Raw genomic sequence first — 23,099 nt, forward strand, 5'->3', positions numbered from 1 at the left:
CACATGCGTCACATGGGTACCAGCGGGAAGATAGCCATCGGAGCGTTCCTCGCCGCCCTGGCACTTCTGGTCCTGACCGGAATAACCCTGCACGAGTGGGTGCTGGTGTGGTTTGTCGGGGCTGCCGCCACGGCCTATGTGGCCTGTGTGGCGGAGGTGGTGGTCCGGCGCCGGCACAAGACCCTGGCCGCGAGCGGGGTCGGCAGCATCCTCTTCATCGCGTTCGGGATCGCATTCCTGCGCCAGTGGGGACTGGCCTTCAACCCCGATCCCGACGCCCTGTCCACGCGCGTCGATTCCGAGCATCCGGATTTGTACTTCTATCTGGCTGCGGCCGCCGGAGCCGTCACGCTGCTGTTGCTGTTCGCCGGCACTGTCCTGCCCGGCAAGAGCCGCGGCCGGCGTTCCCCGGGCCGGGCTCCGCGACGCCGCCCGGCGCCTGCCGCACGAGGCGCGGCAGCCAGGCCGGCAAGCCCGCGGCCGTCCGCGCCGCGTCCGACGCCCAGGGGAACCGCCGCGCGCCCGGCGGCTCCGCGGGCGGTGGCCCGGCCCACGGCAAAGTCACCCGCGAAGGCACCGGCCAAGCCACCGGTAAAGTCGCCCGCTGCCAAGTCACCCACCCGGACCTCCGCCCGCCGCTAAGTCCGGGGCGCCGGCCCCTGCAGGCTCAGGGGTTTCGGGTTAGAGGTACCGGACTCAGAGGTTTCGAGGCTTGTCTTCCCGGGGGGTGGTATCCGGGCCCTGTGCGGTGTCCGCCTGGGTCACGTCGTCCCGGCTGCGCTGGTCGCCGGACATTTGGTCGCCGGATGCCGGCGCTCCGGTCGCTGGCTCGCCGGACACTTGGTCGCCGGATGCGGGCGCGCCGGATGCGGGCATGCCGGTCGCTTGGTCGCCGGATGCGGGCGCGCCGGATGCGGGCATGCCGGTCGCTTGGTCGCCGGATGCGGGCGCGCCGGATGCGGGCATGCCGGTCGCTGGCTCGCCGGCGGCCCTCTCGGAGCGCAAATCCTTGCGGGTCGGCATTTCCTTGGTCTCGCCTTCACGTTCGGACGTAACCACGTCAGGGTCCACTTCGTCGGCTTTGCGCAGTTGCTCCTGCGCGCCGGAGCGGACGCTTTCTGCCTCTTGTTGGCGGCTGCGGGCTTCCTGCCGCAGGCGCTCGGCTTCGAGGTCGGCCTCCTGCGCGTCGGCCTCGGCACGCACCGCCTTGGCCTCACGTTCCCGCGCACCCAATTCGTCGGCCTTGGCCTGTTCACGCATCTCGGCGGCGCGGTTCCGGTCCGCGGCCACCTTGCGCTTGCGGCTGACCATGACTGCGACTGCCACTATCGCGAGCACCACGATGATGCCGACGATAATTCCTATGAGCTGCCCTGAATCCACGTTGATCCGCCTTTTCTTAGGTTACTTAACCTGCCCCAAAAACCACTGGAGAAACACATCAGCAAACAGCAACAGTAAACCGCAGAACTGGGCCGGTAGCTATGGTCTCGGGAAGCGATATCCGGGCGGGCCTGCGGCTATTTGGCGCGGGGTACCTTGAAGTGGGTCAGTTTGGCGTCCTGCCCGTCCAGTTCGGACCAGGACTTTTCCGTTTCCAGGACGGTCAGAGCGCTGGTCGGAAAGCGGGTGGCGGCATCCATATAGGCGTCGTGGTCGGAATCGCGCGACGCAAGGTGCATGGCGAGGTCCTGCACCCCGGGCATGTGCGAAATCACCATGAGGGTGCTCACGGTGTCCGGGACGTGGTTGATCACTGCCAGCATGCGCAAGGCGGACGCGGCGTACAGGCCATCCTCGAGCTTGGGCGTCGGCGCCTTGTCCCCGAGGGCATGGCACACCCAGGTGCAGGTCTGGCGGGTCCGCAGCGCGCTGGAGCACAGGATGAAATCAGGGACCACGCCGTGCTTTAGCAGCCACTTTCCGGCGACCGGGGCATCGTTGTGGCCGCGCTCTTCGAGCGGCCTTTCGTGGTCGGCAACCCCGCCGGGCCAGTCGGACTTGGCGTGCCGCATGATCACCAGCCGTTTGATGTGATGCGCGCTCATGCCCCAATCCTAGTGCGGTGGCTGTGCGCAACGAGCCCCCGCCGCCCGGGCACGGTCAGCCCTCGAGGATAAACGTCACTTCGAGGACAACGTGCCAGGCAACGACGGCGCCGTCGTTGATTTCGACCTTTTGTTCCTTCACCCAGGCCCCCGTGACGTTGCGCAGGGTCTTGTTGGACCGGTCGATGCCTTCCTTGATGGCGTCCTCAAACGAGGTCTTGGAGTTGGCGCTCACAGTGGTAATACGTGCAACAGACATGGTTCCTCCCAATAGTCGAATGAACGATCCGAAGCCTACGCCGGAGCCAAGAAACGCAACAGAGTCCAATAGCGACTCACCAACGGCGGCTTCGCCGGATTTGGGGCCGTGCCCGCTTCGCGGTGCCCGCCACGCCGCGGCCCCAAAATCCGGCCTCGCCGCCTCAGCCGCGGAGGCACATGCCCGTCAGCGGGACCACGCAAGGCCGTCATTCGCGACGGGAACGGGCTGCCCGGCGGAAGCGAAGTGGCTTTCCGCGCAGTGCCGCATCGCCGACTGAGGAACGAAGGAGGTGTCTAAGGCACGGCGGAAAGCCACTGAAGCTTCCGGAAACGCGAAAGCGCCCGCTCCCTAAGGGGAACGGACGCTTTGCGTGAAGCTAAGGCTAGATCGAGTATTCCGGAGCGGCCCAGACGACTACTTCGGGGTGCTCGTAGAAGCGGTAGCCCTGGCCGCGCACGGTGCGTACGGTGTTGGCGAGGCGGCCGAGCTTGGAACGCAGGCGGCGGATGTGGACGTCGATGGTCCGTTCGTTCGGGACCTCTTCGGCGTTCCGCCACAGGCCTTCGAGGAGCTCGTCGCGGCCCACGGTGCGGGTGCCGTTCTCCACGAGGTAGTTCAGGAGCTCGAACTCCTTGAATGTCAGGTTCAGGGATTCGCCGTCGAGGTGCACCTCACGGCGGGCGAGATCGATCAGCACTCCGGAAGGCCGCGGATCCTGCGGCTGCTGCAGGCGCGCGGCCTCGGTACGCTGGCGGGCCCCTGCGGTGGGGTCACCGAAGGTCGAGCGGACGACGTCGAGGGCGGAACCGGGGGCACTGGCCGGCGCGACGGCGACGGCGGCATAGCTTTCGGCGCCGGCAACCAGCGACTGTGCGTAGGCCCGGATTTCCTGGGCAAGCTTGGCGATGGACGTGCCTGCCGCAGCTGCGGTTTCCTCGTCGATCCCCATGTACAGCACGAAGCCGCGGGCCACGTTGTCGCTGGGAGCCGGACGGACCGGGCTGCCGGCACCGGGGGCAATCACGGGGGTAGGCGCCGTGGCGGGGGCCGGCGGAACGGCACGGAGCTGGCCGTAGGAGTCAGGGTTGTAGCCCTGCGCTGCATATCCGGGGGCGGGGAAGGTGCCGGCGGATCCGGCGGGTGCGAACGCGGAGCGGCCGCCAAAGCCCTGGCGGATCCCGGAGGTCTGGCCGGCCTTGCTGGCGTTACGGACGGAGATGTGGACGTATCCGGATGCAACTGACATGGAATGCTTACCTCAATGTGAATGGCCGTCATCGCGGCTCGAATGCTTCTTTCCCCGCAATGAAATTGGGGAGGGGCGCCCGACTCTGGGCTGGGGGCGAATGCCTAGAAACTCATAGGGGTGTAAAAGTTAGGCGTGCATTCGACAACAGCGCATCTCGGTACCAGCGGGTGCGCTGATCCAGGAAGCTGCGACTGCAGGTGCTGTTGAGTTCTTGTTCACAATTGAAGTGTGCAACGTAACAATGCGAACTTGCAAGTAACAATGGACCCCCGGTTCCACATAGTGAGACAGATCGGAGGATTGTAGCGTAAGTCACAATTCTGCGACTGCAATAAAATAACAAGTGTTTTTCCGACCGGAAGGTCAGGAAGTGGCATCCTCCGAATATTATTCGGGCCTTCTTGGGATGCGACTGGAATCATTCACAGCATCCCAAATTGGCAAAACCGTGCCTTTGCGTCGTTTCCTGCGAGGGGGTCCACGGAGTGGGCAGCCGCCGTTGCCGCCTGGCTCGGCGGCAACGGCGGCCGCGGCGGGGGGTTAGTTGGACTGGCCGGTGGCGGTCGCCGCCACAACCATGACGGACGACGCCGCGTAGCCGGACCCGTCCTTGGCCGCCACGATCCGCACCGTCCCGCCCGCGACGATGTCCGCCACGCTCAGCTGGGTGCCCGTACCGCCGGCCTGCTGGCGCCGCTGTTGCAGATTACTCACCACCACATCGGCGCCCAACGCATAGCTGCGCGTGAACCCGTCACTGCTTTTGACCGTGACGGAGGACGAACTGATCTCGCTCACTGTGCCCAACTGCTCGGCCATGCTGGTGTATTCGCTTCCTTGCAGCACCACGTATTCGGCATGCACTGCCGCGGAAAGCCCGCCCATCCCACCGACAGCGAAGTCGCCGGGACCGCCCTGCCCCGACATGCCGCCGCCCGCGAATCCGCCCTGCGCAGATCCTGGCATGCCGGGAGCGATCCCTTGGCCGCCGACCGCCCCGCCTGCCGCCCCACCGGCGGCCGTTCCGGCCGGACCATTGGCTGCCGCTGAACTCGAGGTAAGGGCGTAGACCCCCACCCCGGCGCCGACTGCCAGGACAGCTGCGGCCCCGGCGACGGCGAGTCCTCGGGTGAGGGTCCAGGGCTTTGCCGCCGAGCCCGTCCTGGCGGCGGCTCCCGGCGCGCCCCAGCCTGCGGCAGCCGGAGCCGGAGGCTCCTGCCGGGGCATGCCCCAGGCCGGGGCCGATGCCGGAACTTTCGAAACCGGGGGCGCACCCCAGCCGGAGGCGGTGCCCGCTGCCGGCCGCCCGGCGTCGTACTGCCCCGCGTCGTGCTGCCCCGCGTCGTGCTGCCCGGCGTCGTACTGCCGGCCGTCGGCGTGTCCGGCGTTGTACTGCCCGGCGTCAGGGAGGCGGGCGTCGTACTGCCCGACCGCCTGGGGCGTGGTCACGGTCGCCGGCGCCGCTGTTGACGCTATTACGTTGGGGGCTGGTTCGGAGGCGGGCTCGGGGGCTGGTCCGGAGCCGGTTCCGGGATGCTGACCGCTCATGATGTATCTCCTTAGGGTGCGGATCGGTGTTTACCCCAGAGTGCTGAGCGATGCTGTGCCTCGGCTGTGCGGGCCGACAGCCGGGCCTGTGACCTTCTGGCAGGACGGGAAGGCCGGATTGGGCGTTGCCCGAGCGGCCCCTGCGGCCCCGGAAGGGCGTCCAGCTCGCTAGGCTGGGATTCACAGGTGGCGCACAGGGTCCCCAAAGCCCCGCCTAACCGGCAGATCGGAGAGTTGTCCCATGGCCACTTCGCACTCCATGACTAACAACCTTCCCCAGCTCACGCATCCGGATGGCTCCCCCATCCGCGCGCTGGTGGTGGACGACGAGCCCAGCCTCTCCGAGCTCATGAGCATGGGCCTGCGGATGGCCGGCTGGTCAGTGACCGTGGCGGAGGACGGGCCCGGAGCCGTCCGGCTTGCCAAGGAGTTCCGCCCCGACGTACTGGTGCTGGACGTGATGCTGCCCGGGTTCGACGGCGTCGAGCTGCTGAGCAGGATCCGCGCGTTCGCGCCGGAGGTGCCGGCGCTGTTCCTCACGGCCAAGGATGCCGTCCAGGACCGCATTACCGGCCTGGCAGCCGGCGGCGATGACTACGTCACCAAGCCGTTCAGCATGGAAGAGGTGCTGCTGCGCCTGCACCGGCTGGTCCAGCGCTCCGGGGTGGCCGCCATGGATACCGCCGAACTGGTGGTGGGAGACCTTGTGCTCAATGTCGACACCCGCGAAGTCACCAGGGCGGGTGAGGAGTTGCATCTGACCGCCACGCAGTTCGAGCTGCTGCGCTACCTCATGGAAAACCCCAAACGGGTCATCAGCAAGGCCCAGATCCTGGACCGTGTCTGGGAATATGACTTCGGCGGCCAGGCGAACATCGTGGAACTGTACATTTCCTACCTCCGCAAGAAGGTCGACACCAACCACACTCCCATGATCCACACGGTCCGCGGCGCCGGCTACGTCCTAAAGCCGGCGGACTGATCCGTGCCCACGCTTTCTGGCATGACCCGCGTCCCCGGACGCGACTGGCGCAACCCGTCCACGTGGCATTTGCGCACCCGGCTGGTCCTCGTCGCCATGGCACTGCTCGTGGCCATCTGCGGCGCCGTGGGACTGTTCAGCTATGCCTCCATGGATCTGTTCCTGACCCGGCAGCTCGATGACCAGCTCAGCAATGCTTCCCACCGCGCGATCGAGTTCGGCCGGCCCGGGCCCGGTAACTCCGGCGGCCGCCGCGACCCCCTCGAAGCCCGTGGGCAGGGCGTCGGGATGCTTAATGCCCGGCTGGAGGACGGCGCGGTCAGCAGCGCCGGCTTCCTGGCCGGGGACGCCACCCTCAAGAGCCTCTCCCGCGACGACAACGCGGTCCTCCTGGCGCTCACCCCGAACGGTGTGCCCGTGGACCGGACCCTCTCGGCCGGCGCGTACCGGCTCACGGCCGCGCGTGCACCTTACGGCGACGTGATTGTCACCGGGCTTCCGCTGGCAGAAAAGGAAAGCACCCTGGCCTCGCTGGTGTGGACCATGGTGGTGGTCTCCGCCGGCGGACTCGTGCTGATCGGGCTCGCCGGCACGGCCCTGATCCGGCGCACTATGAAGCCGCTGGAACAGCTCTCCGAGGTGGCCACTAAGGTCTCCCGCCTGCCGCTGGACGCCGGCGAGGTGGCGCTGGGGGTACGCGTACCGGCGTCGGCGGCCCACCGCGGAACAGAAGTGGGCAGCGTGGGCTACGCGCTGAACAAGATGCTGGACAACGTCTCCAATGCCCTCGAGGCGCGGCAGGAGAGCGAGATGAAGGTGCGGCAGTTCGTCGCCGATGCCTCGCACGAACTCCGCACCCCGCTGACGGCCATCCGCGGCTACACGGAGCTGATGCGGATGACCGAGCATTTCACCCCCGACGGCGAGAGGTCCCTCGCCCGGGTGCAAAGCCAGTCCGTGCGGATGACCACCCTTGTGGAGGACCTGCTGCTGCTGGCACGCCTGGACGAGGGACAGCCGCTCAAGATCTCCGACGTCGACCTCACGCAGTTGGCAATCGAAACGGTGAGCGATGAGAAAGTCATGGCCCCGGACCGCATCTGGCAGCTGGAACTTCCGGAGGAGCCCGTGGTGGTGCGCGGTGACGCGGCCCAGCTTCACCAGGTCCTCGCTAACCTCCTGTCCAATGCACGCAAGCACACGGACCCCGGGACCAAGGTGGCCACGGGCGTCATGCGTTCGGCTGACGGCAGCGCCGTGGTCACCGTGACGGACAATGGCAGCGGCATCGCTCCGGAATTCGTCGGCCGGGTCTTCGCCCGCTTCGCACGGGCCGACGCAGCGCGCACCAATCCAGCGGCCACTCCCGCAGCGCGTCCGGCAGTCAACCCGGCAGTCGCGACGGCGGGGGCCCGGTCCGGAGCCGCCGCACGCTCGGCTTCCGGCGGCGCTTCCAGTGCTGCTTCCCGCGCTGCTTCCGGCGCCTCCGGCAGGCCAGCCGGAGGCAGCCGCGGTCTGGGAACGGCGACTGCGGCGCCGACCTCCGAGGGAACGAGCGGGTTGGGTTTGTCCATTGTCCAGTCGATCGTGGAGGCCCACGGAGGGACGGTCGAAGTCACGTCCCGGCCGGGCCGCACGGAGTTCGCCGTGCGGCTGCCCGCAGCGCCGCCCTCGGCGTAGCCAGCCACCGGATTCCTGGCCCGAACCCACCGGCGAGTCCGGCACAAGCCGACACCCCGCCACTGTGACTCCTGTTACCAAAATGTGACTTAAGCGCTTGGGTCCTGTAGCGTCTTTGGAGTGCGCCGCCATCGGTGCCGCATATCCGGACGGACGCCAAACTCTGCCGCTTCCCGGATTCCGCTGGACCAGGCAGAGGCGGGGGACCCAGAGTTCCCGGGCATTCTGCATTTCATGCGCCCTCGGGGTGAAGCCGACACGTGATATTCCGTGCGGCCGGATGACCTCATCCGAACCCGACAGCTAACTCCGCCGGCGTTGAGAGGCCATCATCATGACTGAATTCCAGGTACAAACGCGCCCTGACGGCGATTCCGATTCCCGCTCCACCAAGTCGCGCCACCGCGCCGAACCAGCCACACAGGCATCCGCCCTGTCCAGGCTGGCCACCGGGCTCGGCATCACCGGCCGCCGCGCCGCCGTCGTCACCGCCGCCTGCGCCATGCTGGTGGGGGGCGCCGCCGCCAGCCAGGCGGCAGAGCCGGGCCTCCACACGGCGAACGTTGCGAGCCAAACGGCCACTAGCGCCGTCCCGCTGGCCAAGCTCAACTTCGAACGAGTCCAGGCCGCTGCGCCGTCCGCGGCATCGGATAGCAGCGTGACAGCCCACGCCGCTGAGGTTAAGCCCGCCGCCGCTCCTAAGCCCGCAGCGGCTCCTAAGCCCGCCGCCGCCCCTAAGCCTGCCGCCGCGCCGGCTCCGGCACGGGCCCACGCGGCCGCGCCGAAGCCGGCCAAAGCAGCGGCTCCCGCACCGGCCCGCGCAGCCAAGCCGACCGCCGTCAACGACCCCGCCGGGGCGCAGGCCTACGCCGCCGCCCAGCTGGGCCGCTACGGCTGGGCGCCGGGACAGATGCAGTGCCTGCAAAAGCTCTGGACCAAGGAATCGGACTGGAAGACGACCGCCACGAACGCTAGCAGCGGCGCCTACGGCGTTGTCCAGTCCCTGCCCGCCTCGAAGATGGCGAGCGCCGGTGCCGACTACATGACCAACTACCGGACCCAGATCAACTGGGGCCTGGACTACGTCAAGTCGCGCTACGGCTCCCCCTGCGGCGCCCTGAGCTTCCACTACGCGCACAACTGGTACTAAACCGGCACTAGCCCGCCCCGCACAGAAGGCCCCGGATCCACATGGATCCGGGGCCTCCGCATGTTTCGGCTGACAAGGTTTTCTCAAGGTCGGGGAGGGAGGCTTGGTCACCGCTGCCTCCATTAACCAAGCACGCGGGGTGCCCGCTCCAGGGCACGGAGTCAAATTCCAGGAGCACAACATGAAAAAATGGGCAATTCCGGCGGTCCTCGCGGCCGCAATCTTCGCCGGCGCCGGTCCGGCCGCGGCGGCGCCGCCCGAGGGGCACGGGCCACCGGCGCCACCCGATCCTGTTTCGGGCACCTTGGACAATTGCGGCTTTCCCGTCGCCTACCAGCTCACCGGTCGGGTCAAGAACATCACTACGCCTTCCGGCACCGTCATCAGCTCGTCGCCCGGCCTGAAAATCACGCTGACGGCCAACGGCAAGACCCTCAACTATGTGATCACCGGCACCAGCCGCTACACATTCCTCAGCGACAGGATTGAGGTAATCTCCACGGGCAGGAATCTCCTGCTGCTCCCCTCGCCGGACGGCCTCTACCTGACGACCGGCAACGTCAACTATGCCCTCACCCCGGATGGCTTGGGAGAGGTGAGGAGATTCACCGGACCAGGCACGGCGACGAACGTCTGTCCGCTGCTGGCTCCCTGACGAAGCACGCCGCGGCGGCGGTGCACCAAGTATGGCGCACCGCCGCCGCTTTCCTGGGTTCACAAGCCTGTCGCCGGGGCCTCCACCGGACCTTGAACTTCCACAGCCCCCGCACAGCTTGACCCTAAAGCCCTCATATGCGCCGCCGGGAATGTTGAACCATGACGTTCACAGACCAGGCCTCAGGAACCCTGCCCCACTCCACGGCGACCCCGGCCGGGCCGGCGGCACCCGCCGCACCGTCCGGGCTGGCCCTGGCCGACGCGTCCGTCCCGGACCCGTTCGCCGCGGCGTTCACCGGCCCCGGCGGCCGGCGCTCAGCCATTGACACGCGTACCAGCACACCGCTGCTGGACGTCACCATCCCGGTCTTCAACGAGGAACGGGACCTCGAAGCATGCCTGCGCCGGCTCCATACATACCTGCTCGGCGAATTCCCGCATTCCTTCCGGATCACGGTGGCGGACAACGCAAGCACCGACGGTACGCTCAAGACCGCGGAACGCGTAGCCCGCGAGCTGCGCGAAGTGAACGTGGTCCACATGGCCGAAAAAGGCCGCGGAAACGCGCTGCGCAAGGTGTGGCTCGCCTCGCCGTCGCCGGTCCTGGCCTACATGGACGTGGACCTGTCCACCGATCTGGCTGCGCTTGGCCCCCTCCTGGCCCCGCTCATTTCGGGACACTCCGACCTGGCGATCGGGACCCGGCTGACCCGCAACTCGCGCGTGGTCCGCGGACCCAAGCGGGAACTCATCTCGCGCAGCTACAACTTCCTGCTGCAGTCCTTCATGGGAGCCCACTTCAGCGACGCCCAGTGCGGCTTCAAGGCGATCCGGGCGGACGTGGCACGGCAACTGCTCCCCCACACCCTGGACAACGCCTGGTTCTTCGACACCGAGCTGCTGGTCTTGGCAGAAAAGTGCGGCCTGCGCGTCCACGAAGTCCCGGTGGACTGGACCGACGACCCGGATTCCAGCGTGGACATTGTCCAGACTGCCCTCGCGGACCTGCGCGGCATGGCACGGTTGAGCCGGGACCTGGTCTCGGGCCAGATCCCGGTGCCCGAACTCCGCGCCGCACTGGCCCGCGGACCGCTGCCGGCCTCCTCGCGGACCCAGGAACAAAGCCCCGGCGGCAGCCTCTTCGGACAACTCGTCCGCTTCGGCAGCATCGGCGTGGCCTCCACCCTGGCATACCTTGCGATTTTCCTGCTCTGCCGCGGGATCATGGACCCGCAGCTGGCCAATTTCCTCGCCTTGCTCACCACCGCCGTGGCCAACACCGCGGCCAACCGACGCTTCACGTTCGGTATCCAGGGCAGCAGCCAGGCGGCCCGCCACCACTTCGAGGGACTGCTGGTCTTCGGTATCGGCCTGGCCCTGACCTCGGGCGCACTCGCCCTGGTCCACGGCGCGTCAGGAGGGGCACCGGACCGCTGGCTTGAACTGCTCACGGTCACCGCCGCCAACCTCGCGGCCACGGCCGTCAAATTCCTGCTCTTCCGGCTGGTGGTCTTCCGCCACCGGCCCACCCCCGCTGTTCCGACGCTCGGCGCCACCGACGCTTCCCTCCCCCGCACAGAAACGGCCAAGTAAATGACGGCAACCATCAGCCCCACCGCCGGAGCCCAGGCTGGCTCCCCGGCCGGCAACCCGCCGGCAGCCCATGATTCGCCCGCCTCAGCACCCGAGGCAGCCGCGACGGCGCCGCACCTGTCCGCGTCCCAGAGCCGCAAGGAACGTCTCCTGTTCGGACCGCAGCCCCGTTGGGTGCGGCCCTCGGCGGCGCTGCTGCTGGTGGTCACCGCAGCGTTGTACCTGTGGAACCTGGAAGCCACCGGCTACGCCAACTCCTTCTACGCCGCGGCGATCCAGGCCGGGACCAAGGACTGGACCGCCCTGCTCTTCGGTTCCCTCGACGCCGGCAACGCCATCACCGTGGACAAACCGCCGGCCGCCCTGTGGATCCCGGCCCTCGCGGGGCGGATCTTCGGCTTCTCGGCACTGAGCATGCTCATTCCCCAGGCACTCATGGGAGTGGCCGCCGTCGGGCTCCTCTACCTGACCGTCAAGCGGGTGTCCGGACCGGCTGCGGGGCTGCTCGCCGGCGGCGCCCTGGCGCTGACCCCGGTGGCCGCCCTCATGTTCCGGTTCAACAACCCGGACGCGATGCTCACGCTGTGCCTGGTGCTGGCCGCCTACCTCACCACCCGCGCCATCGAGAAGGGCGGGTGGAAGTGGCTCGCCGCGGCCGGCGCGGTGATCGGCCTGGCCTTCCTGTCCAAGATGCTGCAGGGCTTCCTGATCGTGCCCGGGCTGGCCCTGGCCTACCTGTGGGCGGCCCCCACCACCCTCGGCCGCCGGCTCCTGCACCTGCTGGCCGCCGCTGCAGGGATTGCGGTGGTGGCCGGAAGCTATCTTGTGCTGTTCCAATTGACCCCCGCCTCGGTGCGCCCGTACATGGCGGGCTCGGAAACCAACAGCTTCCTGGAACTCACGTTCGGCTACAACGGCCTGGGCCGGATTACCGGGTCCGGCGGGGGCATGCCGGGCGGAGGGAACTTGGGCGGGAACGCCGGCGGCCCGGGCGGCAACGGCAATGTAGGTTTCGGCGGCACGGCCGGGATCACCCGGATGTTCGGGACGAGTTTCGGCGGCGAGGTGTCCTGGCTGCTGCCGGCGGCCCTGATCCTGCTGGCCGCCGGGCTTTGGTTCACCCGGCGCGAGGCCCGGACCTCAAAAACCCGTGCGGCGCTCCTGCTGTGGGGCGGCTGGCTGGTGATTACGGCCGGAATCTTCAGCTTCATGAGCGGCACCGTGCATCCGTACTATGCCGTGGCGCTGGCCCCCGCGATCGCTGCCCTGGCGGGCATCGGCTCGCTGGAACTGTGGCGGGGCCGGGCCTACTGGCCGGCGCGGGTTGTCCTGGCCGTGACAGTACTGGCCACCTCGGTCTGGTCCGCCGTGCTCCTGGGCCGCGATCCGGCCTGGCTTCCCGGGCTCCGGGTGATCGCAGTGGTCCTGGGCGTGCTCGCGGCCGCGGCGTTGCTCCTGCGGGCCGACAGCATGGCTGCGCTGCCGGCGCGGTTCCGCAAGGCCGCGACGGCGGGCTTCGTGATCCTCGCGCTGCTCGCTGGCGGCCTCGGGAGCACCGCCTGGACGCTGGCGACCGTGGCCCAGCCGCATTCCGGTTCGATCCCCACGTCCGGTCCCACCGCGTCCGCGATGGGCGGCGGCTTCGGGGCAGCAGGCCGGGCCGGCAGTGACGGTGCTGATGGCAGCGCCGGCGCCGCGGCCGGCGGCGGCCCCGGCGGGGAGACATCCTCGGCGGAGCTGAACGCGCTGCTGAAGTCCTCCGGCGCCAAGTGGTCAGCGATTGTCTCCGGCGCCACCCAGGCCGCGAGCCTGGAACTCGCCACCGGCACCAGCGTGATCGCCCTCGGCGGCTGGAACGGCGGCGACCCCTACCCGACGCTCGCACAGTTCCAGGCGATGGTGGACCGCGGCGAGATCGGCTACTTCATTTCCGGCGGCATGGGCGGCATGGGCGGGGGCCGCGGGGGCAACTCCGAGGTCACCACCTGGGTCGCGGCCAACTACCAGGCCCAGACCGTGGGCAACACCACCGTCTACAAGCTGGGAGCATAGGCCGCCATGACTGACACCCTGAGCCCCCGCCCCGACACAGCGCCGGCGGCGCCGGCCCGCACGCCAAGCCCGCCGCAGCCGCAAGTCCCAGAACGTCGTCGGCGTCTGGAGCCCCCGGCTGCCGGCGGCACGCGCGCCGTCCCTGCCGCCCGGCCGCTGCGGCGACGGCTGGAACTCGCGGCCCTGGTACTGGCCACGGCCGTGCTGTACCTGTGGAACCTCGGCGCCTCCGGCTGGGCGAACGCCTTCTACTCCGCGGCGGCCCAGGCGGGGTCGCAGGATTGGGCGGCCTGGTTCTTTGGCTCGTCCGACGCCGCCAACGCCATCACCGTGGACAAGCCTCCGGCGTCGCTGTGGGTGATGGGGCTGTCGGTGCGGATCTTCGGGCTGAGCTCCTGGAGCGTCCTCGTGCCGCAGGCGCTCATGGGGGCCGGCACGGTCTGGCTGCTCTATCTGGCCGTACGCCGGGCCGCGGCCCCCGCCACGGCCGATGCCCGCCTGGCCCACCGCGCGGGGCTCCTCGCCGGTGCGGTCATGGCGCTGACACCGGTGGCCGTGCTGATGTTCCGGTTCAACAACCCCGACGCCCTGCTGGTGCTTTTGATGACCGCGGCCGCCTACGCCGTGTTGCGTTCCATCCAGGATGCGCGCCTGCGCTGGCTGCTGTTCGCCGGGGTGTTCCTGGGCTTCGGGTTCCTCACCAAACAGCTGCAGGTCCTGCTGGTGGTCCCCGGCTTCGCCGTGGCCTACCTGCTCGCGGCGCCGGCCACGGCAGGCAGGCGGATCCTTCACCTGCTCTCCGCAGGCGCGGCGATGGCCGTCGCGGCCGGGTGGTGGCTGGCCGCCGTCGAACTGATTCCGGCGGCGAACCGCCCTTACATCGGCGGCTCGCAGAACAACTCCATCCTGGAGCTGACCCTCGGCTACAACGGCCTGGGCCGGCTGAACGGCGATGAAACCGGGAGTGTGGGCGGCGGCAATGGCTGGGGCACACCCGGGCTGTTCCGGCTCTTCAACAGCGAGTTCGGCGGCCAGATCGCCTGGCTGCTGCCCTCGGTGCTGCTGCTCGGCGCGGGGCTGCTCTGGCTGGGCCGCCGCGCGCCGCGCACCGACGCAGTACGGGCCGCGGTGATCATCTGGGGCTCCTGGGTTGCCGTCACCGGCCTGACGTTCAGCTTCATGGCCGGGATCATCCACCCGTATTACATGGTGGCGCTGGCTCCCGGGATCGCCGGGCTCGCCGGGCTCGGCGGCGTCCTGCTCTGGCAGCGGCGGGACCAACCCGTGGCGGCCGCCGTCCTCGCCCTGGCGGTCGTGGCGGCCGGGGCCATGGCCACCACACTCCTCGGCCGCACCGCGGCGTACTTGCCGTGGCTGCGCTGGGTGGCGCTCCTGGGTTCCCTCGCAGCCGCGGCCCTAGTGCTGGCCGCCGCGGCCCCGGGGATCAAGGGGGTCCCGGGGGTGGGACCGGGGATGAAAGTGAACGGGATCATGGCGCGGACGACGGCGACGCTCGCCGTCGTCGCCGCCCTCGCCGGACCGCTGGCGTATTCGCTGTCCACCGCGTCCACGGCGCACAGCGGCTCGATTGTCAGTGCCGGACCGGCCGTGTCCGGCCGGGGCGGGGCCGGGTTGCCGTTATCCCTCGGCGGTGCAACAGGCGGTGGCCTCGGCGGTGCAACGGCGGTCAACGGCGCTGGCGCTGGCCGCGGCCCGGGAGCGGGCGGGGCGGGCGGAATGGGCGGCCTGCTGGGGACCAGCACGCCGGCGTCGGCCCTCGTGACCGCGCTGCAGACAAACGCCGGCCCCTACACGTGGGCTGCCGCCGTCGTCGGGTCCAACAACGCCGCCGGCTACCAGCTGGCAACGCAGCTGCCCGTGATGGCCGTGGGCGGGTTCAACGGCACGGACCCTGCGCCGACCCTGGCACAGTTCCAGCAGTACGTGGCCGACGGCAAGATCCACTACTTCATCGCCGGGCGCATGATGCAGGGCGAAAGCGGATCCAACGATGCCGCGCAGATTGCCGCGTGGGTGCAGGACCATTTCACCGCCCAGACCGTGGGCGGGACCAGCGTCTACCTGCTGGCAGGCTAGGCGGGCAGGGGCCGGGCCTCGGTAATGCCGGGGCCCGGATGGGCCTAGAAGGTGAAGGACAGGGTGCGCAGGCCGGCGCCGGTGACGTGAGTGGTCACGGAGACCTCGGTGTAGTCGGGAATGTGAAGGACACCGTCCGGCAGTTCGCCGGCGTTGGGTCCTACTGCCACGGTCCGGATGCCGGCGGCGAGTCCCGCGGCGATGCCCGCCGGGGCGTCTTCGAATATCACCGCGTCGGCCGGGGCAGCACCCAGCAGGGAGGCCGCCCGGAGGTATCCCTCAGGGTGGGGTTTGCCCCTCAGGACCTCCTCGGATGTGACCGCGACGGCCGGGACGGGTATCCCCGCAGCTGCCATCCGGACCTCGGCCAGGTCCCGCGAAGCGCTCGTCACCAGCGCTACGGCATCCGGCGGCAGGCTCGCCAGCAGCTCCGGCGCGCCGGGCACCGGGACAATGCCGCGGGTTTCGGCCAGCTCCATCCGTCCCAGCTCGGCGGCGAGGGCTTCGACGTCGGAACCGGCCGGGGCAAACCGGCGGACCGTGTCCATGGCCTGGACCCCATGGGAGGAGCGCAGGATTTCGCCGATATCCAGGCCGTAGCGCCCTGCAAACGTGGTCCATACCTGCTCCACGATGCTGGTGGAATCCACCAGCGTGCCGTCCATGTCGAACAGGACGGCGCGGGCCGTCAGGGTGGCGGTACTGGAACGCGCTGGAAGGCTCATGCCCCTATCCTGCCGCATGGACCCGGCTTACCGCTGGCCGGACCTCCCCGTCGGCCCACAGCGGAGCCGCCACGGGCAGTCGGGGTGGATCAGCCGTTGGGCCGGTGGGGGATGTACTGCACGGCCCATTTGTTGCCGTCGGGGTCGGCGAAGTGGACGAAGTGCCCCCAGTCCTGGACGTCGACGTCGCTGACGTCCACGCCGTTGTCCTTGAGCTGCTTGTGCGCGGCCTGGATGTCGCTGACCACAAGCTGCAGGCTGGGAGCCGTACCGGGCGGGGCGTCGTTGAGGCCCTCACCGATGGCAATGGAGCAGCCGGAGCCCGGCGGCGTCAGCTGGACGAACCGGAGGCCGTCCATGGGCCGCTCGTCGTAGTCGGCGTTGAAGCCCACCTTGTTGACATAGAAATCCTTGGCCCGGTCCACATCGGACACCGGCACAAACACGAGTTCAAGTTTCCAATCCATGCCGCACACGCTAGCGCGGACCGCGGCAATGCGGAAGGGACCTTGTTGACTCTCTAAGGAGTGGCGGCCGGCCTAGCCGGCGATGCCGTACAGGCGGTCCCCGGCGTCGCCCAGGCCGGGCACGATGTAGGACTTCTCGTTGAGCTTCTCGTCGATCGAGGCCAGGACGATCGTCACGTTGGCCTCGGAGAGCTCTTCCTCCAGCTTGGCCAGGCCCTCCGGGGCGGCGAGGAGGCAGATGCAGGTGACGTCGGAGGCGCCGCGTTTGAAGAGGAACTTGATGGCCTCGCGCAGGGTTCCGCCGGTGGCCAGCATGGGATCGAGGACGAAGATCTGCCGGTCCGTGAGGTCCTCCGGGAGTCGCTCGGCGTACGTGATGATGTCCAGTGTCTCTTCGTCGCGGGCCATGCCCAGGAAGCCGACCTCGGCGGTGGGGACCAGCTTGGTCATGCCCTCGAGCATGCCAAGCCCGGCCCGGAGAATCGGGACCACCAGCGGGGTCGGCTTGGTGAAGGCGGTGCCCACGGTGGTGCTGACGGGCGTCTCGATGGTCACCGGTTCGGTGCGGACGTCACGCGTGGCTTCGTAGGCCAAGAGCGTGACAAGCTCCTCGGTGAGCTGGCGGAAGACCGGGGACGGGGTGTTCTTGTCCCGCAGAACGGTGAGCTTATGGGCGACCAGCGGGTGGTCCACAACGAGAGTGCGCATGGGTCAAAACTATCACCCGGATGCTGAGGACCGTCCCGCAGGGCCGGGCTTATCGGCGTCGTTCGTCTCGGTCTGTGCAGTGCCGCCGGCAGTGCCGCCGGCGGCGCCGTCATGGAGGTGGGCGGGGTGCTCAAAGGTCGGCGCGGCCCCGGCGTGTTCCCGGTGCCGGAGCACGTGGAAGAGCCGGTGCGCCAGGATCACAATCCCCACCCAGGCCAGCCCGATGACCCACCCGATGATCACATCGGTCATCCAGTGGTGGCCCAGGAAGACCCGGCTGAGGCCCATCGCGGCGATGAAGACCACACCCGCGGCGATCAGGGCGATCCGGGCGCTGGTCCGTTTGATCTGCAGGCAGGCCAGATACACCACGAGCGAGATCACCACCGTGGTATTCAGGGTGTGGCCGCTCGGGAACGACGGGGAGCTCTCGTAGGGCGGCACGGCGTCGGCGTGGTCCGGGCGGGTACGGCCGATCAGTTTCTTGCCCACGGTTGTCGCCGTGATCGACACGGCCGCGGCGCCCCCGATCAGGATCAACGGCCGCCAAGAGCGGGACGTGTAGATCAGCAATGCCGTCAGGATGCTGGCCAGGATGGGCATCCCGATTCCGCCGCCGATATTGGTGAACCCGGTGACAAAGGCGTCCAGGCCGGGGCTGCGGATCTGTTCCATGAATGCCAAGGCGGGTTTGTCCAGGTTCGCGAGGCCGGCGTCGTCCACCACGTTGTCGTAGACCTCGGCACTGAACAGCGCCAGCAGCACTATCACCACGCCGCCGATCAGCATGGTGAGCCACAGAGCCGCGTAGGGCACGACCCATTTGCCCCAGCGCCGCGCCAACCAGTTCTCTGTTGCGGTGGTCACTGCCATCTCCCGACTACTTGACGAATTAACTACATGGGCTGCACAGCGGAGCTGCACAGCATGCTTAGGGTCGAAACTATCATTGACCCATGACTGCCCCCGAGCCCCGCCATGCCCAATGGATGAGCCTTGCCCTGGCGGAGGCCCGGAATGCCCTGGCCACCGCGGACGTGCCGATTGGCGCCGTCGTGATCGGACCGGACGGTTCGGTGCTGGGCGCCGGCCGAAACGAACGCGAGGCCCTTGGCGACCCGACGGCCCATGCCGAGATGGTCGCCATCCGGGAGGCCGCCGCGCGGTTGCGGGCGCACCGGGCGCTGGAAGGCAAGGGCGACGACGGCTGGCGGCTGGAGGACTGCACCCTGGTGGTGACCCTGGAACCGTGCGCGATGTGCGCGGGAGCGATCGTCCTCGCCAGGATTCCGCGGGTGGTGTTCGGTGCCTGGGATGAGAAGGCCGGCGCCGCGGGTTCCGTGTTCGACATCCTTCGCGAACGCCGGCTCAACCACTGGGTGGAAGTCGTTGCAGGCGTCCGGGAGCAGGAGTGCGCCGCACTGTTGCGGGATTTCTTCGCCGGGCACCGCGCCTGATCCGTTCCGGCTAGCCGACCGTGCCAGTGGCTGATGTCGCTTCCGCGGAGGCTGCTGCAGATGCCGCGAGCGCATCGATCCGCTTCTGCCGGGAGGCCGGAGAGTCCAGGCTGAAGGCCCGGAAATCACCGAGGTCCTCGCGGATCCAGGCTTCCACCTCGGCGATCCGCTGCGTTACGGCGGGCGTGGGGCCATGGAACAGCCAGGGCACGATCCTCTCCTTGGCCGGATCGTACTGCCAGAGTCCGATGATCCGGCCGCGGTCCAGGATGGGGTGGTCCGGGAGGTCCGCCTGCAGCGCGAGAGATCCCAGCGCCGGTTTGTGCAGGTCTTCCTCCGCGAGCAGGTCCGCCGCGTTCCGGCGCAGCAGGAACAGGGAGTCCGTTCCGGCGAGCAGCTGGATCTGTTCCGCCGCCGGCTCCTGGAATGCGGCGAGGCCGCCGACGTCCGCGGGCAGCATCCACAGCCCGTCGCCGCCGGCGGCCTGTGAGGTGGCCAGCGCGGTGGGCAGTGCGGTGGGCACCTCGACGGCGCCGACGGCGGCGAGCGCCGCCTTGCTTTGGGCCACGGTGAACCCGGTGAACCACTGCGATTGTTTGAAGGTGGCTCCGCCGGTCCAGCCCAGGTAGCGGCGGACCAGCTCGGTGCGCGCGGCGTCGTCGTCCAGGCTGCTAGGCGCCAGGCCCCAGAGCTCGTAGGCGTAGCGCTGCTGGTCCAGGCGGCCGTTGGCCGGGACGCGGCGGATCTTGCCCTGCGCCTGCAGGATCCCGAGGGCGGTGGGCAGCGTGGTGGCGGCGCCCTTTTTCTTGCCTTCCTCGCCGAGGTTCCGGACCGAGTCGCCCAGTTCCTCCTTGAGCTGCCGCGGATCCATCGGCCCCTCCGCCTCGGCGAGCACGTGCAGCACTTGCTCCTCCAGGAGCGTGATTTCGCCCCGTTCCACGCCCAGCCGGCCGAGCACCCGGATGGCCTCGGCGGCGTCCTTGCCCAGCTTCAGCGCCCAGGCAAAGTCGTCCCGGCCCAGGACGTAGGTGCAGCCGCGGGCGACGGGAAGTTCGAGGATCCGGTGGGCCAGGACCTCGGTGTCCACCTGTTCGCGGCGGATGCCGGCGCGGGCGAAGAGCGTGAGGTACGGATTGGCGCCGCCCACGGACCGGGCCCAGCCCGCCCGGGCGAGGACCTGCTCGGCCGTGCGGCCGGCCAGGGAGCCGTCCAGACCCTGCCGGTGCCAGGCCCACGCCCGGAGCCGCTCCGGGGTCAGGCTCTGCGGCTCCGGCAGATTGACGGGCTCTTCTACCGACGGCGATTGCGTGGCGACAGGATAGGTGCTCATGGGCTCATTCTCCTTCGATTCCGTCGATTCCGTCGATAGGAACTCCAGAACGGTCCGGGCGGTGTCGTCCCAGCCGGGCAACCGGCCCCGGGCGTCCGCTGCCGCGTCCCGCCAGCGCTCCCTGAGTCCGGCGTCGCCGAGCCAGCGGCGGAGCAGGTCCGCCAGCGGCGCGGGGTCCGCCCCGAGCCCGACGGCGGCGCCAGGCAGCGGCATGTCCGGCACCGGCGTGAGCGGCATGTCCGGCACCGGCGGGCCGGGCAGGTTGCCGGCGGCGAGCGCCTCAACGGCTCCGGTGCCCTCGCGCACCACCACGGGAATGCCGCGGGCCAGGGATTCGGTGACCACCAGGCCGTAGGTTTCCGCCCGGGAAATCAGCAGGCTGAGATCGGCCGCATCCCACTCGGTCTCCAGTGCCGGGCCACGGAGCTCGCCCGGGACGCTGACCCGCCCGGCCAGGCCCAGCCGTTCCACGGAGTCCCGGAGCTGCGCGGCATAGGCCGGGTGGGCGGTGTCCGAGCCGATGAGGGACACCGTCCAGGGCAAATCCGTGAGCCGGGCGAGCGCGTCCAGCAGGAGCGATTGGTCCTTGTTTGGCAGCAGCGCCGCCACGGCGATGAAGTGCGGCACCCCGGCGCCGGCGGAGAGGCTTCCCGCCGCCAACGGGGCGGCCGCAGTACCGGGCAGGGCAACCCTGATGCCGTCCAGGCCGTGCCGGGCGCGGATGCCCGCCGCGGCCGAACCGCTCGTGCAGATGACACCGGCGGCAGCCCGCAGCGCCCGCCGTTCCAACACCGGGTCCGGCAGAGGCATGTGCAACAGGATCCAGGCTGGGTGCCCGGCAGCCGCCGCCGCCTCAATCTCATCGGGCGCGCCGCCGGCAATCAGGCTGTCCACCAGGGTCACGGAGCCCTGAGACCCCGCGCGGAGCAGCCGGGCGAGCCGCCGCCGGTCCCCCGGGCTGCCGACCGGCCAGTCGCCGTCGAGCGGGCAGCTTTCCGCCGCGGCGCCGAGAGCCGCCAGTTCCCGGGCGAGCGCCGCGTTGTAGACGTTGCCGCCGGAGTTGTGCCGGACGTTGCCGGGCACCACAAACCGGATGTGGGGGCTGGCCGGCGGCATCTGCGGCGCCTAACGGGCGTCGAAGTCCAGCGAGTAACTTGCCCAGGCATCGGGGGTCTCCCGCAGGGTGACGTCCAGCCCGGCGAGCTCGCGTCCGTCGCCGCCGACGCCTATCTGGGCGGCGACGGCGACGGCGATGTACCGGGCGAGGGCCTCGGTGGTGCTCAGCTTGCCGGCGAAGTCGGGGTGCTCGTCGAGGTTCTTGTAGTTCAGCCCCGCGAGGACCTCGTCCAGCACCTCCCCTGCCGCGCCAATGTCCAGCACGATCGAATCGTCGTTGAGTTCACGACGGCGGAACGTCACCTCCGTGACGAACGTGGCCCCGTGCAGGCCCTGGGCGGGGCCGAAGGCTTCGCGGGGAAGGCTGTGGGCGATCATGAAGTTACGGCGGACGGTCAGGCTGAACACGGGCTACCTCGTGGCTTCGGTGAAGGGGGCGGTGGACTGGGCTTCGGCGGATTGTGCGTCGGCGGGTGGGTATTCAATGACGTGGCACAGGGCGTCCAGTGTCCCGTCGGCGAGCCGCTGGACGGTGCCGGGGAGCTCCTCGAACCTCGAGGCGCCGGTCAGGAAGACGTCAAAGACCGGGTCCTGCAGCAGGGACACTGCGAGCGCGAGGCGTTCGGCGTTGGTCCGGCGGTGCCTGCGGGCGCGGGCCACCATCCCCACCTGGCTGGCCCGGATGGAAAGGCGTCGGGCATGGAAGTCCTCCCCCAGCGGCAAAGAGATCTTCCGGTCGGCGTACCACGACATTTCGATGATGTCGCCGTCGTCGCCCACCAGCTGCAGGCTCCGCTGCAGGCCTTCTTGCGAGGCGGAGCAGTGGATCACGATGTCGCAGTCCGGGAGGGCGTCGTCGGGGTGGCTGAAGTCGACGCCGAGGGCGTCCGCGAACGCGCGTTTGGCGGGGTCGACGTCGATCAGCTGCAGCCGCGCCAACGGGAAGCCGGCCAGGAGCTTGGCCACCATGCCGCCGACGAGTCCCGCCCCGATCACAGCAACCCTGTCGCCCAGACGGGGTCCGGCCTCCCAGAGTCCGTTGACGGCGGTTTCCACCGTCCCGGTGAGCACCGCGCGGCGGGCGGGGACGCCGTCGGGAACCACGGTGAGTGATTCGACCGGGACGATGAAGCGGTCCTGGTGCGGGTAGAGGCAGAAGACGGTCCTGCCGGCCCAGCCCTCCGGCCCGTCCTCGACCACCCCCACTGTCAGGTAGCCGAACTTCACCGGGTACGGGAAGTCCCCCTCCTGGTTGGGGGCGGCCATGGCATCGGCCACGCACGCCGGAACGCTGGCGTGATGGACCACCAGTTCGGTGCCCTTGCTGATGCCCGAATACAGGGTCCGGACGAGCGCCTCGCCGGGTCCGGGGGCGGGCAGGTCCTCGCTGCGGAGCTCGCCCTGTTTCGGGCCGACGGTCCAATAGGCGGTGGCGTGCCGTTCAGAAGTGGCGTGTTCAGAAATAGTCATTGTGCTTACGAATCTAGTGCCCTCACTGTTCGTGGGGAAGGGCGCCGCGCGGGTTCGCGGTGCCGTGAGGGAGCCGTTGTGGCTCGTTTTGTGGATGGGCACCTTGCTCCGGTACCCTAGTCAGGTTGGTGACGTGTCCGAGCGGCCGAAGGTGCAACACTCGAAATGTTGTTTGGTGTAAAAGCCAACGTGGGTTCAAATCCCACCGTCACCGCGATTGAGAAAGGCCCTGCTTTCCTTTGTTTACAAGGGAAGCAGGGCCTTTTGTTTTGTCTGGAACGTACTCGTTGGCAAAGAAGGGTTATAGGACAAAACGTGTGTAGTTGCCGGGCGTGTCAGGGGCATCCTGCCGGGACCCCTGGGCTGCCGGACTCGGGCGTCCTTGGCTCGCCCGGCGGATGCGGTCCGGGGGCACTTTGACACGGACACGCCGCGGACACCGGATCCGAGGGCCGGAATCGTGTCCAAAGGCGCCCCGGACGGTGAACGGCGGTGAGCGGAGCCCCTT

21 protein-coding genes, 1 tRNA gene and 1 riboswitch are annotated in these 23,099 nt (G+C 69.1%); of the genes, 10 read left to right on the plus strand and 12 right to left on the minus strand.

All coding sequences use genetic code 11. From position 1 onward, the window contains the following. Positions 1-12 precede the first annotated feature (12 nt). Positions 13-642: a hypothetical protein gene (locus BLQ10_RS11930; protein ID WP_091562205.1), complete on the plus strand. Its 630-nt coding sequence runs from the start codon at positions 13-15 to the stop codon at positions 640-642. A gap of 54 nt (positions 643-696) precedes the next feature. Here the strand turns inward: BLQ10_RS11930 and BLQ10_RS11935 are convergent, their stop codons facing one another. The 5 genes from BLQ10_RS11935 to BLQ10_RS11955 form a co-directional block, all read right to left on the minus strand. Continuing rightward, positions 697-1,383, minus strand: a complete 687-nt coding sequence (locus BLQ10_RS11935; protein WP_091562208.1) for a hypothetical protein — start codon at positions 1,381-1,383, stop codon at positions 697-699. Between the two features lie 137 nt (positions 1,384-1,520). Next, the gene (locus tag BLQ10_RS11940) at positions 1,521-2,048 is read right to left on the minus strand and encodes a SixA phosphatase family protein (protein WP_090582526.1); all 528 of its coding nucleotides are present in this window, start codon (positions 2,046-2,048) and stop codon (positions 1,521-1,523) included. A gap of 55 nt (positions 2,049-2,103) precedes the next feature. After that, positions 2,104-2,307 (minus strand): dodecin family protein, encoded by a 204-nt coding sequence (locus tag BLQ10_RS11945; protein ID WP_091562209.1) that lies wholly within the window; start codon positions 2,305-2,307, stop codon positions 2,104-2,106. 385 nt (positions 2,308-2,692) lie between these two features. Then, positions 2,693-3,556, minus strand: a complete 864-nt coding sequence (locus BLQ10_RS11950; RefSeq protein ID WP_091562212.1) for a winged helix-turn-helix domain-containing protein — start codon at positions 3,554-3,556, stop codon at positions 2,693-2,695. A gap of 543 nt (positions 3,557-4,099) precedes the next feature. Then, positions 4,100-5,107 carry a hypothetical protein gene (locus BLQ10_RS11955; protein ID WP_254785541.1) on the minus strand — a complete coding sequence of 336 codons (1,008 nt, stop codon included), beginning with the start codon at positions 5,105-5,107 and terminating at the stop codon, positions 4,100-4,102. 241 nt (positions 5,108-5,348) lie between these two features. Between BLQ10_RS11955 and BLQ10_RS11960 the strand changes: the two genes are divergently transcribed. The 7 genes from BLQ10_RS11960 to BLQ10_RS11995 all read left to right on the plus strand — a co-directional run bounded on the left by BLQ10_RS11960 (position 5,349) and on the right by BLQ10_RS11995 (position 15,318). Next, a complete protein-coding gene (locus BLQ10_RS11960; protein ID WP_091562214.1) occupies positions 5,349-6,089 on the plus strand; it encodes a response regulator transcription factor in 741 nt (246 codons plus the stop codon). A gap of 21 nt (positions 6,090-6,110) precedes the next feature. Continuing rightward, positions 6,111-7,769 (plus strand): sensor histidine kinase, encoded by a 1,659-nt coding sequence (locus tag BLQ10_RS11965; RefSeq protein ID WP_091562216.1) that lies wholly within the window; start codon positions 6,111-6,113, stop codon positions 7,767-7,769. A gap of 171 nt (positions 7,770-7,940) precedes the next feature. Beyond that, a riboswitch (cyclic di-AMP (ydaO/yuaA leader) is annotated at positions 7,941-8,099 on the plus strand. Positions 8,100-8,103: 4 nt separating this feature from the next. Next, a complete protein-coding gene (locus BLQ10_RS22040; RefSeq protein ID WP_139164220.1) occupies positions 8,104-8,919 on the plus strand; it encodes an aggregation-promoting factor C-terminal-like domain-containing protein in 816 nt (271 codons plus the stop codon). Positions 8,920-9,100: 181 nt separating this feature from the next. After that, positions 9,101-9,574 carry a hypothetical protein gene (locus BLQ10_RS11980; protein ID WP_091562221.1) on the plus strand — a complete coding sequence of 158 codons (474 nt, stop codon included), beginning with the start codon at positions 9,101-9,103 and terminating at the stop codon, positions 9,572-9,574. A gap of 161 nt (positions 9,575-9,735) precedes the next feature. Then, positions 9,736-11,169: a bifunctional glycosyltransferase family 2/GtrA family protein gene (locus tag BLQ10_RS11985; protein WP_091562224.1), complete on the plus strand. Its 1,434-nt coding sequence runs from the start codon at positions 9,736-9,738 to the stop codon at positions 11,167-11,169. Beyond that, positions 11,170-13,221 (plus strand): glycosyltransferase family 39 protein, encoded by a 2,052-nt coding sequence (locus tag BLQ10_RS11990; protein WP_091562225.1) that lies wholly within the window; start codon positions 11,170-11,172, stop codon positions 13,219-13,221. It begins immediately after the preceding gene. 6 nt (positions 13,222-13,227) lie between these two features. Then, positions 13,228-15,318: an ArnT family glycosyltransferase gene (locus tag BLQ10_RS11995; RefSeq protein ID WP_091562228.1), complete on the plus strand. Its 2,091-nt coding sequence runs from the start codon at positions 13,228-13,230 to the stop codon at positions 15,316-15,318. A 44-nt stretch (positions 15,319-15,362) separates the two neighbouring features. Here BLQ10_RS11995 and BLQ10_RS12000 read toward each other — a convergent pair whose 3' ends face one another. The 4 genes from BLQ10_RS12000 to BLQ10_RS12015 all read right to left on the minus strand — a co-directional run bounded on the left by BLQ10_RS12000 (position 15,363) and on the right by BLQ10_RS12015 (position 18,085). Then, positions 15,363-16,043 carry an HAD-IA family hydrolase gene (locus BLQ10_RS12000; RefSeq protein ID WP_091562230.1) on the minus strand — a complete coding sequence of 227 codons (681 nt, stop codon included), beginning with the start codon at positions 16,041-16,043 and terminating at the stop codon, positions 15,363-15,365. Positions 16,044-16,132: 89 nt separating this feature from the next. Then, positions 16,133-16,510, minus strand: coding sequence for a glyoxalase superfamily protein (locus BLQ10_RS12005; RefSeq protein WP_091562233.1), 378 nt, complete (start codon positions 16,508-16,510; stop codon positions 16,133-16,135). 72 nt (positions 16,511-16,582) lie between these two features. Further along, complete coding sequence (gene upp / locus BLQ10_RS12010; protein WP_018774274.1) at positions 16,583-17,218, minus strand: uracil phosphoribosyltransferase; 636 nt, start codon at positions 17,216-17,218, stop codon at positions 16,583-16,585. 12 nt (positions 17,219-17,230) lie between these two features. After that, entirely contained in the window at positions 17,231-18,085 is an 855-nt protein-coding gene (locus BLQ10_RS12015; protein WP_254785531.1) for a phosphatase PAP2 family protein, read from the minus strand. A gap of 89 nt (positions 18,086-18,174) precedes the next feature. Between BLQ10_RS12015 and BLQ10_RS12020 the strand changes: the two genes are divergently transcribed. After that, positions 18,175-18,675 carry a nucleoside deaminase gene (locus BLQ10_RS12020; RefSeq protein ID WP_028277768.1) on the plus strand — a complete coding sequence of 167 codons (501 nt, stop codon included), beginning with the start codon at positions 18,175-18,177 and terminating at the stop codon, positions 18,673-18,675. Positions 18,676-18,685: 10 nt separating this feature from the next. Here BLQ10_RS12020 and BLQ10_RS23075 read toward each other — a convergent pair whose 3' ends face one another. Genes BLQ10_RS23075 through BLQ10_RS12040 form a run of 3 tightly spaced genes read right to left on the minus strand, consistent with a single transcriptional unit; the run spans position 18,686 to position 22,591 of the window. Further along, complete coding sequence (locus BLQ10_RS23075; protein ID WP_368086514.1) at positions 18,686-21,121, minus strand: DNA glycosylase AlkZ-like family protein; 2,436 nt, start codon at positions 21,119-21,121, stop codon at positions 18,686-18,688. Positions 21,122-21,130: 9 nt separating this feature from the next. Continuing rightward, complete coding sequence (locus BLQ10_RS12035; RefSeq protein WP_091562237.1) at positions 21,131-21,529, minus strand: 6-pyruvoyl trahydropterin synthase family protein; 399 nt, start codon at positions 21,527-21,529, stop codon at positions 21,131-21,133. Positions 21,530-21,532: 3 nt separating this feature from the next. Next, positions 21,533-22,591: a zinc-dependent alcohol dehydrogenase gene (locus tag BLQ10_RS12040; protein WP_091562238.1), complete on the minus strand. Its 1,059-nt coding sequence runs from the start codon at positions 22,589-22,591 to the stop codon at positions 21,533-21,535. Positions 22,592-22,718: 127 nt separating this feature from the next. On the opposite strand from BLQ10_RS12040, the gene BLQ10_RS12045 reads away from it, so the two are divergent. Continuing rightward, positions 22,719-22,805, plus strand: a tRNA-Ser gene (locus tag BLQ10_RS12045). Positions 22,806-23,099: the final 294 nt, after the last annotated feature.

Source organism: Arthrobacter sp. ok362, assembly GCF_900102785.1.
In the GTDB taxonomy this organism is placed as follows: domain Bacteria; phylum Actinomycetota; class Actinomycetes; order Actinomycetales; family Micrococcaceae; genus Arthrobacter.

Excerpts from the sequence above, each read along its gene's own strand:
- BLQ10_RS11930 (WP_091562205.1), top strand. The coding sequence starts at position 13 with ATGGGTACCAGCGGGAAGATAGCCATCGGAGCGTTCCTCGCCGCCCTG.
- BLQ10_RS11940 (WP_090582526.1), bottom strand. The coding sequence starts at position 2,048 with ATGAGCGCGCATCACATCAAACGGCTGGTGATCATGCGGCACGCCAAG.
- BLQ10_RS11945 (WP_091562209.1), bottom strand. The coding sequence starts at position 2,307 with ATGTCTGTTGCACGTATTACCACTGTGAGCGCCAACTCCAAGACCTCG.
- BLQ10_RS11950 (WP_091562212.1), bottom strand. The coding sequence starts at position 3,556 with ATGTCAGTTGCATCCGGATACGTCCACATCTCCGTCCGTAACGCCAGC.
- BLQ10_RS11955 (WP_254785541.1), bottom strand. The coding sequence starts at position 5,107 with ATGAGCGGTCAGCATCCCGGAACCGGCTCCGGACCAGCCCCCGAGCCC.
- BLQ10_RS11960 (WP_091562214.1), top strand. The coding sequence starts at position 5,349 with ATGGCCACTTCGCACTCCATGACTAACAACCTTCCCCAGCTCACGCAT.
- BLQ10_RS11965 (WP_091562216.1), top strand. The coding sequence starts at position 6,111 with ATGACCCGCGTCCCCGGACGCGACTGGCGCAACCCGTCCACGTGGCAT.
- BLQ10_RS22040 (WP_139164220.1), top strand. The coding sequence starts at position 8,104 with ATGACTGAATTCCAGGTACAAACGCGCCCTGACGGCGATTCCGATTCC.
- BLQ10_RS11980 (WP_091562221.1), top strand. The coding sequence starts at position 9,101 with ATGAAAAAATGGGCAATTCCGGCGGTCCTCGCGGCCGCAATCTTCGCC.
- BLQ10_RS11985 (WP_091562224.1), top strand. The coding sequence starts at position 9,736 with ATGACGTTCACAGACCAGGCCTCAGGAACCCTGCCCCACTCCACGGCG.
- BLQ10_RS11990 (WP_091562225.1), top strand. The coding sequence starts at position 11,170 with ATGACGGCAACCATCAGCCCCACCGCCGGAGCCCAGGCTGGCTCCCCG.
- BLQ10_RS11995 (WP_091562228.1), top strand. The coding sequence starts at position 13,228 with ATGACTGACACCCTGAGCCCCCGCCCCGACACAGCGCCGGCGGCGCCG.
- BLQ10_RS12000 (WP_091562230.1), bottom strand. The coding sequence starts at position 16,043 with ATGAGCCTTCCAGCGCGTTCCAGTACCGCCACCCTGACGGCCCGCGCC.
- BLQ10_RS12005 (WP_091562233.1), bottom strand. The coding sequence starts at position 16,510 with ATGGATTGGAAACTTGAACTCGTGTTTGTGCCGGTGTCCGATGTGGAC.
- upp (WP_018774274.1), bottom strand. The coding sequence starts at position 17,218 with ATGCGCACTCTCGTTGTGGACCACCCGCTGGTCGCCCATAAGCTCACC.
- BLQ10_RS12020 (WP_028277768.1), top strand. The coding sequence starts at position 18,175 with ATGACTGCCCCCGAGCCCCGCCATGCCCAATGGATGAGCCTTGCCCTG.
- BLQ10_RS23075 (WP_368086514.1), bottom strand. The coding sequence starts at position 21,121 with ATGCCGCCGGCCAGCCCCCACATCCGGTTTGTGGTGCCCGGCAACGTC.
- BLQ10_RS12040 (WP_091562238.1), bottom strand. The coding sequence starts at position 22,591 with ATGACTATTTCTGAACACGCCACTTCTGAACGGCACGCCACCGCCTAT.